The organism is Cupriavidus sp. TMH.W2 (assembly GCF_050847365.1).
Classification (GTDB): Bacteria; Pseudomonadota; Gammaproteobacteria; order Burkholderiales; family Burkholderiaceae; genus Cupriavidus.
On sequence record NZ_CP193792.1, the window covers coordinates 114,486 to 130,450 of the forward strand.

Annotated in this window: 14 protein-coding genes; 7 read left to right on the top strand and 7 right to left on the bottom strand. The window is 68.1% G+C overall.

Translation table 11 applies throughout. The annotated features are described in order from the left end of the window. Positions 1–6 precede the first annotated feature (6 nt). Both minD and minC read right to left on the bottom strand, forming a co-directional pair. Positions 7–822 carry a septum site-determining protein MinD gene (minD, locus tag ACREYQ_RS00510; RefSeq protein WP_432258872.1) on the bottom strand — a complete coding sequence of 272 codons (816 nt, stop codon included), beginning with the start codon at positions 820–822 and terminating at the stop codon, positions 7–9. Positions 823–889: 67 nt separating this feature from the next. Beyond that, on the bottom strand, positions 890–1,702 hold the full coding sequence (minC, locus tag ACREYQ_RS00515) for a septum site-determining protein MinC (protein WP_432258873.1): 813 nt from the start codon (positions 1,700–1,702) through the stop codon (positions 890–892). Between the two features lie 438 nt (positions 1,703–2,140). On the opposite strand from minC, the gene ACREYQ_RS00520 reads away from it, so the two are divergent. Continuing rightward, on the top strand, positions 2,141–2,845 hold the full coding sequence (locus tag ACREYQ_RS00520) for a tetratricopeptide repeat protein (RefSeq protein ID WP_432258874.1): 705 nt from the start codon (positions 2,141–2,143) through the stop codon (positions 2,843–2,845). Between the two features lie 210 nt (positions 2,846–3,055). Here the strand turns inward: ACREYQ_RS00520 and gatB are convergent, their stop codons facing one another. The 5 genes from gatB to gatC all read right to left on the bottom strand — a co-directional run bounded on the left by gatB (position 3,056) and on the right by gatC (position 8,097). Further along, positions 3,056–4,513 carry an Asp-tRNA(Asn)/Glu-tRNA(Gln) amidotransferase subunit GatB gene (gene gatB / locus ACREYQ_RS00525; protein ID WP_432258875.1) on the bottom strand — a complete coding sequence of 486 codons (1,458 nt, stop codon included), beginning with the start codon at positions 4,511–4,513 and terminating at the stop codon, positions 3,056–3,058. A gap of 91 nt (positions 4,514–4,604) precedes the next feature. Further along, a complete protein-coding gene (locus ACREYQ_RS00530) occupies positions 4,605–5,696 on the bottom strand; it encodes a dienelactone hydrolase family protein (RefSeq protein WP_432258876.1) in 1,092 nt (363 codons plus the stop codon). Positions 5,697–5,713: 17 nt separating this feature from the next. Beyond that, a complete protein-coding gene (locus tag ACREYQ_RS00535; protein ID WP_432258877.1) occupies positions 5,714–6,193 on the bottom strand; it encodes a hypothetical protein in 480 nt (159 codons plus the stop codon). Between the two features lie 2 nt (positions 6,194–6,195). Then, entirely contained in the window at positions 6,196–7,701 is a 1,506-nt protein-coding gene (gatA, locus tag ACREYQ_RS00540) for an Asp-tRNA(Asn)/Glu-tRNA(Gln) amidotransferase subunit GatA (RefSeq protein WP_432258878.1), read from the bottom strand. Between the two features lie 96 nt (positions 7,702–7,797). Next, positions 7,798–8,097 (bottom strand): Asp-tRNA(Asn)/Glu-tRNA(Gln) amidotransferase subunit GatC, encoded by a 300-nt coding sequence (gatC, locus tag ACREYQ_RS00545; RefSeq protein ID WP_078194718.1) that lies wholly within the window; start codon positions 8,095–8,097, stop codon positions 7,798–7,800. A gap of 625 nt (positions 8,098–8,722) precedes the next feature. On the opposite strand from gatC, the gene ACREYQ_RS00550 reads away from it, so the two are divergent. From ACREYQ_RS00550 to ACREYQ_RS00575, 6 genes are all read left to right on the top strand, one after another. Beyond that, entirely contained in the window at positions 8,723–9,766 is a 1,044-nt protein-coding gene (locus ACREYQ_RS00550) for a rod shape-determining protein (protein ID WP_008648066.1), read from the top strand. A gap of 196 nt (positions 9,767–9,962) precedes the next feature. Continuing rightward, positions 9,963–10,925, top strand: a complete 963-nt coding sequence (gene mreC / locus ACREYQ_RS00555) for a rod shape-determining protein MreC (RefSeq protein ID WP_432258879.1) — start codon at positions 9,963–9,965, stop codon at positions 10,923–10,925. Then, positions 10,922–11,434: a rod shape-determining protein MreD gene (gene mreD, locus ACREYQ_RS00560; RefSeq protein ID WP_432258880.1), complete on the top strand. Its 513-nt coding sequence runs from the start codon at positions 10,922–10,924 to the stop codon at positions 11,432–11,434. The genes mreC and mreD overlap by 4 nt, the downstream gene beginning before the upstream one ends. 40 nt (positions 11,435–11,474) lie before the next feature. Next, positions 11,475–13,775, top strand: coding sequence for a penicillin-binding protein 2 (mrdA, locus tag ACREYQ_RS00565; RefSeq protein WP_432258881.1), 2,301 nt, complete (start codon positions 11,475–11,477; stop codon positions 13,773–13,775). Positions 13,776–13,786: 11 nt separating this feature from the next. Then, positions 13,787–14,929 (top strand): rod shape-determining protein RodA, encoded by a 1,143-nt coding sequence (gene rodA, locus ACREYQ_RS00570; protein WP_432258882.1) that lies wholly within the window; start codon positions 13,787–13,789, stop codon positions 14,927–14,929. Positions 14,930–15,256: 327 nt separating this feature from the next. Next, positions 15,257–15,943 carry a DUF484 family protein gene (locus ACREYQ_RS00575; protein ID WP_432258883.1) on the top strand — a complete coding sequence of 229 codons (687 nt, stop codon included), beginning with the start codon at positions 15,257–15,259 and terminating at the stop codon, positions 15,941–15,943. Positions 15,944–15,965: the final 22 nt, after the last annotated feature.

Here is a 15,965-nt window from a genome sequence, read left to right on the forward strand (position 1 = left end):
TGACCGTTACTTGTTGCCGAAGATGCGCGAGAGCAGGCCCGGCTTCTGATAGTCGGTGAAACGCATCGGCTTGTCCTTGCCGAGGAAGCGGTCCACCACGTCGCTGTAGGCGTCCGACACGTCGCTGCCTTCCAGGTGAATGGCGGGTGTGCCCTGGTTGGAGGCGTGCAGCACGGCTTCCGATTCCGGCACCACGCCGATCAGCTTGATGCGCAGGATTTCCTGGATGTCGGTCAGCGACAGCATCTCGCCGCCATGCACGCGCTTGGGGTTGTAGCGGGTGATCAGCAGGTGTTCCTTGATCGGATCGCCGCCTTCCGTGGCGCGCTTGGTCTTGGACGCCAGGATGCCCAGGATGCGGTCCGAGTCGCGCACCGACGACACTTCCGGGTTGGTCACGATCAGCGCCTCGTCGGCGAAATACATGGCCATCAGCGCGCCCGACTCGATACCGGCGGGCGAGTCGCAGACGATGAATTCGAAATCCATCTCGATCAGGCCGTCGATGACCTTCTCGACGCCTTCACGCGTGAGCGCATCCTTGTCGCGCGTCTGCGAGGCCGGCAGGATGAACAGGTTCTCGCACTTCTTGTCCTTGATCAGTGCCTGGCGCAGGTTGGCTTCGCCCTGCACCACGTTGATCAGGTCATACACCACGCGGCGTTCGCAACCCATGATCAGGTCGAGGTTGCGCAGGCCGACGTCGAAGTCGATCACGGCAGTCTTGTGGCCGCGCAGGGCCAGGCCGGCCGCAAAGCTGGCGCTGGTGGTGGTCTTGCCGACGCCTCCCTTGCCGGAGGTCACAACGATGATTTTTGCCATGGCTCTTTGGTCCAGTAATAAGTTGATGCTTGCGCTGTCTGCGGTTTGGTCCCGAGCGGCGCCGCGGCTACTTGAGCCGCAGCCCTTCGAGGATCAGTTTTTCATCGGCCAGGCGTACCTGGGCGGTCTTGCCGAGCACATCGGCCGGAAGCGTCTGCTCCGCGGTCCGGTAGATGCCGGCGATGGAAATCAGCTCGGGCTCCATGCATGTGCTGAAGATGCGCGCGCCGGTATTGCCCTTGACGCCCGCCAGCGCACGGCCGCGCAGCGGGGCATAGATATGGATGTTGCCTTCGGCGATCACTTCGGCGCCGTAGCTGACCACGTCCAGGATCACCACGTCGCCGTGCGCGTAGACCTGCTGGCCCGAGCGCAGCGGCTTGTCGATCAGCATGGTCTGGGTCTGGCGGATGGCGGCGGCCACGGCGGCGTCCGTCGCTGCCTGCGCGGCGGCGCGGGCGGATTCCTCGCGCGCGGCCTGTTCGGCGGCGGCCTGTTCCGCCGCGGCAGCGGCCTTGGCCTCGGCGGCGCGGTCGGTGGCACGATCGGCGGCACTGCCGCGGCGGGCCTGGCTGTCGAGCAGCGGCAGGCCAAAGCGCTCGGCCCACTCGCGCTGGCCGGGGCGGGCCACCACGCCGATGGCGCGTGCCTTGAGCGTTGCCAGCGTGTCGATCACGGTGCCAAGCGCGACTTCACTGTCATCTTCCAGCGCGCGCAGGTCCAGCGCGATCACGTCATTGGAGAAGAAGTCGGGAGTGGCTTCAAAGCGGGTGAGGAGGTCATCCCGCAGCGCAGCCATGTCGGCGGTCTGGAGGGCGAGAAGGAGGGCGTCGACGTTGCCACTGCGCAGCTCGAAGCGTGGCGATTTCTTCTGGGACATAGCCGGGTGACCGTGGAAATGCCACATTCTAACGTCGTATCTGTCGCGAACTGTAACAATTGGATCGATATGTACCGCAGGTGGCGCGTGGGTTCCATCTGCACCGGTATGGCACGCCAGCGCGCCAGGCAAGTGTGGCCAGAGTGGCTTGCGCTGCGCCACTGCGTGCGGGCGAACCGGGGCGCAATGCAATGCCTTGTTACGATTGCACCATCCGGTCAGCGGAGATTCCACGGGGAGTGGAAGACGCTCTCGACGCGCACCAACGCCCCAAGCAGATCTGAGGTTCTATTTTCATCCGCGCGACGAATGATCGATTGCCAGAATATTGGTGATCGATTATTCCCGTGGATAAAACTCGGACTCCGCGCGTGCCTACCTGCGCCCGGTCCTGACTCCTACACTGGAAGCAGGAAGGCGCCGCACCCGGAGTCCGCCATGTCGATTGCCCGTCCCCCGATTGCCGCCTTGCTGGCCGGCGCCGCTGCCGCATGGCTGCAATGCATGCAGCCGGCTGCCTCCGCGCCGCAGCCGCCTGCCCCAGCCCAGGCACAGACCCGTGATGCGGTCGCTGCCTATGAAGCGGGCAACTTCGACCAGGCGCTGCGCGGCTTCGCCAATGCCGCGAAGCAAGGCAACCGCCTGGCGCAATTCAACTACGCGATGATGCTGCTGCGCGGCGAGGGCACCGCCGTCCGTCCGCAGGAGGCACTGGTCTGGCTGAAGAAAGCGGCCGACAACCAGATGACGCATGCCCAGTACACCTGGGGCGATCTCTACGAGCGCGGCGAACTGGTGCCGAAGTCGCTGGAGGAGGCCAACCGCTGGTATGCCCTGGCCGCGCAGGGCGGACATGTGCAGGCGCAGATGGCGCTGGCGACAAACTATTTCACCGGCCGCGGCGTGCCGCGCGACTACGGCCAGGCATTCACCTGGTACAGCCGTGCGGCGAGTGCCGGCGACGGCGGCGCGCAATATATCGTCGGCAGTTACTACGAGCACGGCGAGCCCGGGGTGGTGGACCAGGATATCGAGCAAGCCAAGATCTGGTACGCGCGCTCGGCCGCGCATGGGGATCCGGGGGCGCTGGCGAAGCTGCGGTCGTTGCTGGAGGAGACGGTGCGGAGTAAGGCGGGGAGGTGAGAAGGCGAGTCGGAAAGACGCAGGATTTTCGCCTCCCGATTGGGTGCGCCCTCTCCCGCTTGCGGGAGAGGGCTGGGGTGAGGGCCGGAGTATCGACGAAGTGAGGCGTGTTGGTTTGCCTGCGCCTGCCCTCACCCCCGTGCCCTTCTCCCGCAAAGCGGGAGAAGGGAGCAAACCAGCGGTCTGTATAGTTTGTCGCTGTTGCCAGGCTCAGCCCAGCTTCTTCTTCAGCAGCTCATTCACCTGCGCCGGGTTGGCCTTGCCCCTGGTCGCCTTCATCGCCTGCCCGACCAGCGCGTTGAATGCCTTCTCCTTGCCCGCGCGGAACTCCTCGACCGACTTGGCGTTGGCCGCCAGCACGTCGTCAATGATCTTCTCCAGCTCGCCGCTGTCGGACATCTGCTTCAGGCCCCTGGCGTCGATGATGGCGTCGGCGTCGCCGCCGTGCTCGCCCGCCCACATCGCCGGGAACACATCCTTCTTGGCGGTGTTGTTCGACACCGTGCCGTCGGCGATGCGCGTGAGCAGCTTTGCCAGTTGCGCCGGCGTGACCGGTGCGGCGTCGATGGCGATGCCTTCGCGGTTCAGCTGCGAGGCCACGTCGCCCATCAGCCAGTTGGCCGCGGGCTTGGCGTTGGCGGCGCCGGCGCGGGCCACCACGGCCTCATAGTACGCGGCGAAGGCCTTGGTGGCGGTCAGCGTGGTGGCGTCATACGCCGACAGGCCGTACTGCGAGACAAAGCGTGCCTGCATCGCGGCCGGCAGCTCCGGCAGTTCGCCGCGCACGCGCTCGACCCAGCCGGGCTCGATTTCCAGCGGCATCAGGTCCGGATCGGGGAAGTAGCGGTAGTCGTGTGCGTCTTCCTTGGTGCGCATGGCGCGCGTTTCGCCCGTATCCGGATCGAACAGCACGGTGGCCTGCTGGATCTTGCGGCCGTCCTCGATCTCGGCGATCTGCCACTGCACTTCGTAGTCGATGGCCTGCTGCAGGAAGCGGAACGAGTTCAGGTTCTTGATCTCGCGGCGGGTGCCGAATTCCTTCTGGCCGAGCGGGCGCACCGACACGTTGGCGTCGCAGCGGAAGCTGCCTTCCTGCATGTTGCCGTCGCAGATGCCCAGCCACACCACCAGCGAGTGCAGCGCCTTGGCATAGGCCACGGCTTCGGCGGCGCTGCGCATGTCGGGCTCGGTGACGATTTCCAGCAGCGGGGTGCCGGCGCGGTTCAGGTCGATGCCGGTCATGCCGGCAAAGTCCTCGTGCAGCGACTTGCCCGCGTCTTCTTCCAGGTGGGCGCGCGTCAGGTTGACGGTCTTTTCGTAGGACTCGCCCTGCTTGCCTTCGACCTGGATGGTGATGGTGCCGCCCTGTACCACCGGGATCTCATACTGGCTGATCTGGTAGCCCTTGGGCAGGTCGGGGTAGAAGTAGTTCTTGCGCGCAAAGATGCTGCGCGGCGCGATGGTGGCGCCGATCGCCAGGCCGAACTGGATGGCGCGCTCGACCGCGCCCTTGTTGAGCACCGGCAGCACGCCGGGCAACGCCAGGTCCACCGGCGAGGCCTGCGTGTTGGCCTCGGCCCCGAAGGCGGTCGAGGTGCCGGAAAAAATCTTGGAGGCCGTCGAGAGCTGCGCGTGCGTTTCGAGGCCGATCACCACTTCCCATTGCATGGCGGTATTCCTGTTCGGTTCTTTCGGTGTTGTCTGTTGCGAGGGAGCGGCTGCGCCGCTCCGGTGTTCTGTCTGGCCTGGCCCCTTGCCGTCACGGGTCGGGGCTGGCAAGCCAGGAATCAAGCTGGGCCAGCGCGGCCACGCGGGCCACCGCGTCGCCGCCGACGGTGACGCCCTGGGCCTTGCGCATGCCGGCGGGCACGTCGCGGCGGATATGCAGCTCGCTGGTGCCGTCAAAGCCGTGATAGGCGCCGGGGTAAATCTCCAGCCGGAAGCGCGCGTCCGGCTGGCGCGCCTGCACCGCGCTCTGCAGCATGGCGCAGCGGGTCGCGGGCGTCCAGTCGTCGGCGCCGCCGATCAGCAGCAGCAGCGGCGCGCGCAGGCGGAAGTTGTGCTGCTGCACGGCGCGCTTGCAGCCGGGGTAGAACGCCACCGCGCGCTCCACCTGGGGCGTGCCGGCCGGCCACGGGCGGCTGGCATCGACGGTGGCCAGCACGGCCTGCGCGCCGTTGGACCAGCCCAGCAGCACGATGCGCGCGGTGTCGACCGCGGGCTGCTGCGCCACCCAGCGCAGCGCGGCCAGCGTATCGGCGCGGCGCGTGCGGTCGTCAACGGCGCGCGCGTCGATGGGATCCGAGCAGATGCCGTGGGGCCTGCCGCGCGCGCTGAAGCTGTCGGGCATCAGCACAGCATAGCCGCGTTCGGTCAGCCAGCGCGCGTATTCGCGGTAGCGTTGCTGCAGCAGTCCGGACACGTCGGCCTTGTCGGTTTCGCCGACGCCCGCCGTGCTCGCGCGCGAGGGGCGCGCGGACAGCAGGCCGCCGCAGCCGTGCAGCGCCACCACCACGGGCAGCGCGCGCGGCGTGGCGCCTTCGCGTGGCAGGAACCAGTAGGCGGTCAGTTCGGGCGTGGCCGCATCGCCACGCAGCTGGACGCGCTGCGCGGGCACGGCTGCCGCGGCCGCGGATGCTGGCGCCGCCCGGTTCACCGCATTCGGCGCCAGCACGCCGGCCGGCGTCTGCGGCGCCGGCAACTCCAGCGCGGGGCCGGACAGGTCCGGCGTATGCGCGGCCGCGCCGGCCAGCCATGCGCCCAGCCCCAGTGCCACCGCGGCACGAAGCACCCCCAGCGCCGGGCGCGCGGCGCGCGGGGAGCGATTCGGGATGGCGGGTGCTTGGGTCATGACCGGCTTGGTTGGCTTCAGCGCGTGCGGGCGCAGGCGCCGGTGCCCGGCTCGAACATCACGGGCCAGGCTTCTTCGTAGATGCCGGGGGTGCAGCGCTGCTGGCAGTTGGCGTGTGCCAGCGTGACGCGGCGCGGGTCCTGCCAGACCATCAGCTTGCAGGCGCTGCCGTCATTGGCGCGCAGCTCGATATGCGGTGTCTTCTGGATCTGGCGGAAGTCCGCCAGGTTGAAGCTGCACGAGCCGCGCTTGCCCACCCACAGCTTCCACGACAGCTGCTGCACGCTGTTGCCCGACACGCGCAGCTGGGCGTCCTCGCGGAAGCCGTCTTCTTCGGTGCGGCGGCAGTCGCCGGCCAGGTTGATATCGCGGCTGGCGATCGGCGCCGGGGGCGCGGGCCGCCCCGGCACGCCCGGCAGCGGGATGCAGCCGGCCACCGCCGCGGCAAGCGCGGCCGCGGCCATCAGGCGCAGAGTCAGCGAGGAGCGCGCGGTCATGGTCAGGCCTTGGCGGGACGGCGCAGGTGCCAGTCGGTCGCCTGCTGGAACGCGTGCGCGGTCTGCAGCAGGCGCGCTTCGTCGAAGTAGTTGCCGATCAGCTGCAGGCCCACCGGCATGCCGGCCTCGCCGAAGCCGCACGGCACGCTCATGCCGGGCAGGCCGGCCAGGCTGGTGGACAGCGTGAAGATGTCGGCCAGGTACATCTGCAGCGGGTCCGAGGTCTTCTCGCCCAGCTTCCACGCCACCGTCGGCGCCACCGGCCCCATGATCACGTCGCACTGGGCGAAGGCGCGCTGGAAGTCGTCGGCGATGATGCGGCGGATCTTCTGCGCCTGCAGGTAGTAGGCGTCGTAGTAGCCGTGCGAGAGCACATAGGTGCCGACCATGATGCGGCGCTTGACCTCGGCGCCGAAGCCTTCGGCGCGGCTCTTCTTGTACATGTCGAGCAGGTCGCGGTAGTCGGCCGCGCGGTGGCCGTAGCGCACGCCGTCAAAGCGCGACAGGTTGGACGAGGCCTCGGCCGGTGCGATCACGTAGTACACCGGGATCGACAGCTCGGTCTTGGGCAGCGTCACCTCGACCAGCGTGGCGCCCAGCTTTTCATACTCGGCCAGCGCGGCGCGCACGGCCTGCTCGACATCGGCCGCGAGGCCCTTGCCGAAGTATTCCTTGGGCAGGCCGATGCGCAGCCCGGCAAGCGGGCACCCGGCGCTGGCGCCGGCGCGGGGCTGGCCCAGCAGGCGGGTGTAGTCCTCGTCCACGCCGCCCTGCGCGGGCGGGATGCTGGTGGAGTCCCTGGGGTCGAAGCCGGCCATGGTGTTGAGCAGCAGCGCGCAGTCTTCGGCGCTATGGGCCATCGGGCCGCCCTGGTCCAGCGACGAGGCGAAGGCGATCATGCCGTAGCGCGACACGCGGCCGTAGGTTGGCTTGATGCCGGTGATGCCCGAGAACGACGACGGCTGGCGGATCGAGCCGCCGGTGTCGGTACCGGTGGCGGCCGGTGCCAGGCCAGCGGCCACGGCCGCGGCCGAGCCGCCCGACGAACCGCCGGGCACGCGGCTGGTGTCCCAGGGATTGCGCACCGGGCCGAAATGCGAGTTCTCGTTGGACGAGCCCATCGCGAACTCGTCCATATTGGTCTTGCCCAGCGTGACCATGCCGGCCGCGGCCATGCGCTCGACCACGGTGGCGTCGAACGGGCTTTCATAGTTGCCCAGCATCTTCGAGCCGGCGGTGGCGCGCCAGCCGCGCGTGACGAACACGTCCTTGTGCGCGATCGGCACGCCGGTCAGCGGCGCAGCCTCGCCACGCGCGCGGCGTTCGTCGGCGGCGCGCGCCTGGGCCAGGGTCCGCTCGGCATCGACGTGGATAAAGGCGTTGAGCGCGGCGGCCTGCTCGATGCGGGCCAGGTACTCGCGCGCGAGTTCCTCGGCGGAGACGGAGCGCGCGGCCAGGGCGTCGGCAAGCTGGCGCAGGGAGGTCACGGAATCAGCGGAAAAGGGCATGACAGTCGGTTGGCATCAGGGGTGTTGTACTGGCGGGCGGCCGGCGGCGGACGGCAGTGCGGGCGTCGGGTGCGTGGCGTCCGTGCCGGGCGATGGTCATTCGATGACCTTGGGCACCAGGTACAGGCCGTCTTCGGTGGCCGGCGCGGGGCGCTGGTAGTCGGCGCGGCGGTCGGTTTCGGTGACCACGTCCTCGCGCAGGCGCTGGACCATGTCGCGCACGGCCGACAGCGGGTGGGCCAGCGGCTCGATGCCGGTGGTGTCGACCGCCTGCATCTGCTCGACCAGCGAGAAAAAGTTGTTCAGCTGCGCAAGCGTCTGGGCGGCCTCGTCATCGCTGGTTTCGATGCGGGCCAGGTGGGCGATGCGCTTGACGTCGGATAGGTCGAGGGCCATGGCGTGGTGGTTCGATGCTCGGATGCGGAGGGCGCGGGCTGCGCCGGCGGCCGGCTCATGGGGCGGCTGCGTCGCACTGCCCGTGGCCTGACCGGGGGCGCCGGAGTGGCGCCCCGGAGTCGTCGGAATTACAGGTATTTTCAGGCCGTAAACGCCCGAAGCAGCAGGAATTATAAGGTATCATTGCGTGTTACCGACCTTTGGCAACGCCTACGCCACATGGCCGCGGAACGGCTCCCGCGCCGGGCCGCAACGTGGTCCCTGGCGGGCGCATCCGCGCCAGGCATCCGAAGGCGCCCGAAGGGCAAACCTGGGTCCTCTGATTAGGCCTTGCCGCCGGCCAGCACATGTTGGATCACATTCGACATGAGGCGCCGGTGCCTGCACATTTCCGCGAACTTTTTCGCGGGGTCTAATCAAAGGTTCCCGTAGGGCCGGCGCGCACGGTGCGCCGGCGGTGCCGTTCCCACTCCATCCCCGGCCCGGGCAGCCCCCGTGCCGGATGGCGGGCGGACCGGGATGCCGAGAACCATTCCGTATTCAACACAACGTATTTCGTGGCCGGACCGCCCGCGGTGCCGGTCGCTTCGCCTACCCGCGAACACCATCACAGACAGGATTCCTGATGTTCGGATTTCTCCGCAGCTATTTCTCCAACGACCTGGCGATCGACCTCGGCACCGCCAACACGCTGATCTACATGCGCGACAAGGGCATCGTGCTGGACGAGCCCTCGGTGGTTGCGATCCGCCAGGAAGGCGGCCCCAATGCCAAGAAGACCATCACGGCGGTGGGCAAGGAAGCCAAGCAGATGCTGGGCAAGGTGCCGGGCAATATCGAGGCGATCCGCCCGATGAAGGACGGCGTGATCGCCGACTTCACCGTCACCGAGCAGATGCTCAAGCAGTTCATCAAGATGGTGCACGACAGCAAGCTGCTGCGCCCGAGCCCGCGCATCATCATCTGCGTGCCGTGCGGCTCGACCCAGGTCGAGCGCCGCGCCATCCGCGAATCGGCGCTGGGCGCCGGCGCCAGCCAGGTGTACCTGATCGAGGAGCCGATGTCGGCCGCGATCGGCGCCGGCCTGCCGGTGTCGGAGCCGTCGGGCTCGATGGTGGTGGATATCGGCGGCGGCACCACCGAGGTGGGCATCATCTCGCTGGGCGGCATGGTCTACAAGGGTTCGGTGCGCGTGGGCGGCGACAAGTTCGACGAGGCCATCGTCAACTACATCCGCCGCAACTACGGCATGCTGATCGGCGAACAGACCGCCGAAGCCATCAAGAAGGAAATCGGCTCGGCCTTCCCGGGCTCCGAAGTCCGCGAGATGGAAGTCAAGGGCCGCAACCTGTCCGAAGGCATCCCGCGCGCCTTCACGGTGTCGTCCAATGAAATCCTGGAAGCCCTGACCGATCCGCTCAACCAGATCGTGTCGGCGGTGAAGATCGCGCTGGAACAGACCCCGCCCGAACTGGGCGCGGACATCGCCGAGCGCGGCATGATGCTGACCGGCGGCGGCGCGCTGCTGCGCGACCTGGACCGTCTGCTGGCCGAGGAAACCGGCCTGCCGGTGCTGGTGGCCGAAGACCCGCTGACCTGCGTGGTGCGCGGCTCCGGCATGGCGCTGGAGCGCATGGACAAGCTCGGCAGCATCTTCTCCTACGAGTAAGAAGGACGCTCACGTGGCGATGCGCGGCCTGCCGGATCGATCGATCAGGGCGGCGTCGCGGCGCCTCACCCGCCGGGGCCAGGCCCCGGCAGCCCCCGCCGCCCGGCCGGGCCGCGCCCATCCCTGCACCGGATGTGGGCGCGGCACGGCGGGCGGCGGGCCGTTTCCGCGTGGGCTCCGGCTTTTGTTCGGGTAAATGGATTACTCCCCTCCGCCGCTCTTCAAGCAAGGCACCTCGGCTGTCGCCAGGCTGGTCCTGTACGTGGGTATCGCGCTGGCGCTGCTGGTGGTCGACGCCCGCTTCAACGCGCTCAGCGTGGGCCGGCAGGTTGCCGCCACCGTGCTGATGCCGGTCGAGCGCCTGGTGCTGACGCCGCGCGACGCGCTGCGCACCATGTTCGACTATGCGCAGTCGTCGGCGACGCTCGCCACCGAAAACCGCGAACTGCGCCAGAACGCCGTGCAGCAGGCCCAGGCCTCGGTGCGCCAGGCGCAGCTCGAGGCCGAGAACAACCAGTTGCGCAAGCTGCTCGGGCTGGCACAGCAGTCGGCCACGCCGGTCACGGCGGCCGAGATTCTCTATGACGCGCGCGATCCCTACAGCCAGCGCATCGTGATCGACAAGGGCAGCCAGCACGGCCTGCGCGCCGGCTACCCGGTGATCGACGAGCGCGGCGTGGTGGGGCAGGTCACGCGCGTGTCGCCGTTCCAGTCCGAGGTGACGCTGCTGACCGACAAGGACCAGGCGATTCCCGTGCAGGTGGTGCGCAACGGCCTGCGCAGCGTGGCCTTCGGCGGCGCGCGCGCGGGCCAGCTGGACCTGCGCTTCATGGCCGCCGCCGCCGACCTGCAGCAGGGCGACCTGCTGGTGACCTCGGGCCTGGACGGCACCTACCCGCCGGGCCTGCCGGTGGCGAAGATTGTCCAGATCGAGCGCAAGGCCGATACCGCGTTCTCGCGCGTCTATTGCGAGCCGGTGGCCGGCGTGCGCTCGCACCGCCAGTTGCTGGTGGTGCGCTACGACGCGGCCATCCCCGCGCGCGAAACCGTTGAGGCCAAGCCCGAGGCGCCGCTCAGGGGCGCCAGGTCCGCCGCGGCGCGCGCTGCCGCCGACAGCGCGGCGGCAGCCAAGGCCGCGCCCGCCAAGGAGGAACCGTGACCAATCCCCAATACCTGCTGCGGCCGGTCAATCCCGCCTTTATCGCCTTCAGCTTCGTGCTGGCGTTCCTGTTCAACCTGATGCCCTGGGGCGCCACGCTGTGGATTCCCGACATGGTGGCGCTGGTGCTGGTGTTCTGGAACATCCACCAGCCGCGCAAGGTGGGCATGGGCGTGGCCTTCCTGCTGGGCCTGCTGATGGACGTGCACGATGCCCGGCTGCTGGGCGAGCACGCGCTGGCCTACACGCTGCTGGCCTACTTTGCCATCACCATCCACCGCCGCGTGCTGTGGTTCACCGTCTACACCCAGGCGCTGCACGTGCTGCCGCTGCTGTTTATCGCGCACGCGGTGCCGGTGCTGATCCGGCTGGCCATGGGCGCGCCGCTGCCGGGCTGGCCGCTGCTGCTGGCGCCGGCGATCGAGGCGCTTTTGTGGCCGCTGGCCACCAGCCTGCTGCTGGCGCCGCAGCGCCGCTCGAACGATGTCGACGAGACCCGTCCGATCTGACGCCGCACCTAAACGCTAATCTCCGGGCCCAGGCAGTACCATGACCGAAATCCGCAACGTCGAACTGGAAATCGGCCGCTTCCGCATCCGCGTGGCGGCTGCTGCCCTGTTCACGGTGATCTGCTTTGGCCTGCTGTTCTCGCGCTTCCTGTGGCTGCAGTGGTACAAGCACGACCAGTACTCGGCCAAGGCCGAGGACAACCGCATCTCGGTGGCGCCGATCGAGCCCAACCGCGGCATCATCATGGACCGCAACGGGATCGTGCTGGCGCGCAATTATTCGGCGTACACGCTGGAGGTCACGCCGTCCAAGCTGACCGATACGCTGGACAACACCATCGAGGGCCTGGCCGGGCTGGTCGACATCCAGCCGCGCGACCGGCGCCGCTTCAAGCGGCTGATGGAAGAGTCGCGCAGCTTTGAAAGCCTGCCGATCCGCAGCCAGCTGACCGACGAGGAAGTGGCGCGCTTTTCGGCGCAGCGCTTCCGCTTCCCGGGCGTGGACGTGCGCGCGCGGCTGTTCCGCCAGTACCCGCTGGGCGAGTCGGCCTCGCACGTAATCGGCTACCTGGGCCGCATCTCGCAGCGCGACCAGGAGCGCATCGAGGCCATGGACGAGGCCAACGACGCCGAGGGCGTCAAGTACGACCCGCGCAAGGATGCCGACAACTACAAGGGCACCAACTACATCGGCAAGATCGGCCTGGAGCAGAGCTACGAGAGCGAGCTGCACGGCCTGACCGGCTTCGAGGAAGTGGAAGTCAGCGCGGGCGGGCGCCCGATCCGCACGCTGTCCACCTCGCCCGCCACGCCCGGCAACAACCTGATCCTGTCGCTCGACATCCGCCTGCAGCAGCTGGCCGAGGCCCTCTACGGCGACCGCCGCGGCGCGCTGGTGGCGATCGAGCCGTCCACCGGCGACATCCTGGCCTTTGTCTCCAAGCCGACCTACGACCCCAACCTGTTCGTCGAAGGCATTGATACCAATACCTGGAACGAGCTCAACAGCTCGCCCGACAAGCCGCTGCTGAACCGACCTCTCAGGGGCACCTATCCGCCGGGCTCGACCTACAAGCCGTTCATGGCGCTGGCGGCGCTGACCACCGGCAAGCGCACCGCCAACTGGGGCATGCACGATCCCGGCTTCTTCACGCTGGGCAACCATACCTTCCGCGACGACAAGCCGGGCGGGCACGGCTGGGTCGACATGCACAGCTCGATCGTGCAGTCGTGCGACACTTACTACTACGCGCTGGCGCGCGACATGGGCGTCAACGGCATCCATGACTTCATGAAGCCGCTGGGCTTCGGCCAGATCACCGGCATCGACATCGAGGGCGAAAGCCGCGGCATCCTGCCGTCCACCGAATGGAAACGCCGCGCATACCGCAAGCCCGAGCAGCAGAAGTGGTACGACGGCGAGACCATTTCGCTGGGCATCGGCCAGGGCTACAACAGCTTCACCATCCTGCAGCTGGCGCAGGCCACCTCGGTCATCGTCAACAACGGCAGCGTGATGAAGCCCCACCTGGTCAAGGCGGTGGAAGACGCGGTCACGCGCAAGCGTTCGCTGACGGTGCCCAAGGAAAGCTATCGGATTCCGCTCAAGCAGGCCGATATCGACGTGATCAAGCGCGCCATGGTGGCGGTGACGCACTCCGGCACGGCCGCGCGCGCATTTGCCGGGGCTGCCTATGAATCGGCGGGCAAGACCGGCACGGCGCAGACCTACAGCCTGGGCAAGGGCGAGAAGTACAACCACCACGCGCTGGACGAGCGCAAGCGCGACCACTCGCTGTACACGGCCTTCGCGCCCGCGGACAACCCAAAGATCGCGATCGCGCTGATCGTCGAGAACGCGGGCTTCGGCGCGGCGGTGGCCGCGCCGATCGCGCGCAAGGTGATGGATTACTACCTGACCGGCAAATGGCCCGAGGAGCTTGAAGCCATCGCGCCGCCGGAAGCCGAGCGCATGGCGGGCCGCCCGCCGGTGGCCACGCCCAGCGTGTTCACCACCGGCCAGACTGCCAGCATTGCCAGCGCCACGGTGATGTCGGGCGGCGGCGCGCCGGCCAGCGGCGCGGCCGCCAGCGCGGTCGCAGCGGCCTCGGGCGCGCACGCCGGGGCGTCCGACGCGATCGCGGCGGTGCTGGACCCGGCCGCGATCGCGCCGGCCTCGGCCGTGCAGACGCTGGATGAACGCATGCTGCAGGCGCTCGGCCACAGCAAGCCGCAGGCACCGGCTTCCACGCCGGTTGCGCCGGCCAAGGCGCCCGCGCCCAAACCACGCGTCAGGCCCGTGGCTGCCAAGGCAGCCAGCGGTGCCGACGCCACTCGCTGAAGGAGACGCGCATGGATCGACGCCGCGTCGTGTCATTGGTCAAGACCGCGCTGAGCGGTTTTGACAAACCACTCTCGCTGATCGTTTTCCTGTTGTTCGCCACCGGCATCGTGGCGCTGTACTCGGCCGCCATCGACATGCCGGGCCGGGTCGAGGACCAGCTGCGCAACATCTTGCTGTCCTACGTGGTAATGCTGGTGATTGCCTACCTGCCCACGCAGACGCTGATGCGGGTGGCGGTGCCCATCTACACGGTCGGGGTGGCGCTGCTGATCGCGGTGGCCATGTTCGGCCTGATCCGCAAGGGCGCGCGGCGCTGGCTCTATGTCGGCATGGTGATCCAGCCGTCCGAGATCATGAAGATCTCTATGCCGCTGATGCTGGCCTGGTACTTCCAGAAGCGCGAGGGCGTGATCAAGTGGTTCGACTTTGTCGTGGCGCTGCTGCTGCTGCTGATCCCGGTCGGCCTGATCGCCAAGCAGCCCGACCTGGGCACCGCGCTGCTGGTGATGGCCGCGGGCGTCTACGTGATCTACTTCGCGGGCCTGACGTGGAAGCTGATCCTGCCGGTGCTGGGGCTGCTGGTGGTGGCGGTCGCGCTGCTGATCACGTTCCAGAACGATATCTGCGCGCCGGGCGTGAACTGGCCGGTGCTGCACGATTACCAGCAGCACCGCGTGTGCACGCTGCTGGACCCGACCACCGATCCGCTGGGCAAGGGCTTCCACACGATCCAGTCGATCATCGCCATCGGCTCTGGCGGGGTCGAGGGCAAGGGCTGGCTCAAGGGCACGCAGACGCACCTGGAGTTCATCCCGGAAAAGCACACCGACTTTATCTTCGCCGTGTACTCGGAAGAATTCGGCCTGATCGGCAATGCGGTGCTGCTGGTGCTGTACCTGCTGCTGATCTTCCGCGGGCTGTTTATCGCAGCCAATGCGCCGACGCTGTTCTCGCGGCTGCTGGCGGGGTCGATCACGCTGATCTTCTTCACCTATGCCTTTGTCAACATGGGCATGGTCAGCGGCATCCTGCCCGTGGTGGGCGTGCCGCTGCCGTTGATGAGCTATGGCGGCACCGCGCTGGTGACGCTGGGTGCCGGCATCGGCATCCTGATGAGCATTTCGCGGCAGAAGCGGCTGATTCAGACGTAGCGGGGGGAGCCTGCCTCGATTGCGATAACGCCGGCAGCAGGCTCCCCCCTCTCTCGCTGCGAGGGCTGCGAGGGCTGCGAGGGAGAGGGGTGGGGTGAGGGCGGGTGCTGGCCGGAGCCACTGTGCTGGAAAAAACCGTTGGCCCCGCTTCATGTGGTTCCTGGCTAGACCACCCCTCACCCCGGCCCTCTCCCCATGAGGGGCGAGGGAGAACACCTTGCTCAGGCTAGCTCGGGCGGCTTGGGTGCATCCAAAACCGCGTGCCTCCTTTGCGCAGGTGGCATTTGCTAAACTGCCACCCACCTTACCTCTACCGGTCCACGCCCCATGAACGCCCAAGACGTTGCCGCCTACCTGCAGAGCCATCCCGAATTCTTCGAAGAGCACGCCGATCTGCTGGCCGCGGTGCAACTGACCAGCCCGCACAGCCACCGCGCCGTGTCGCTGCAGGAGCGCCAGATGGAAATCCTGCGCGAGAAGAACAAAGGCCTGGAGCTGCGCCTGGCGGACCTGGTCCGCCACGGCCATGACAACGACCGCACCCAGCAGCGCATGCATGCCTGGCAGCTGCGCCTGCTGGCCGAAGCCGATTCGCACGCGCTGCCCTATGCCGTGCAGGACGGCCTGCAGCAGATGTTTGACGTGCCGGCGGTGGCGCTCAGGCTGTGGGATGTCGCCGACCAGTACGCGCACATGGAAGTGACGCAGGGCGCCAGCGAAGACCTGCGCATCTTTGCCGAAGGCCTGCGCGCGCCGTTCTGCGGCAGCAACAGCGGCTTCGAGGCCGCGGCGCTGCTGGAGCGCGACGACGTCACCTCGCTGGCGATGGTGACGCTGCGCGTGCCCTTGCGTGCCGGCGATGCCGAGGCCGCTGCCGACGTGCGCGGTGCCGCCTTCGGCCTGCTGGTGCTGGGCTCGCCCGATCCGCGCCGTTTCCACGAAGGCATGGGCACCGCCTACCTGTCGCAAATCGGTGAAGTCGCGGGCGCCGCGCTGCACCGGCTGCGCGACTGAGGCGCGACGCCCTCCGCCTGAC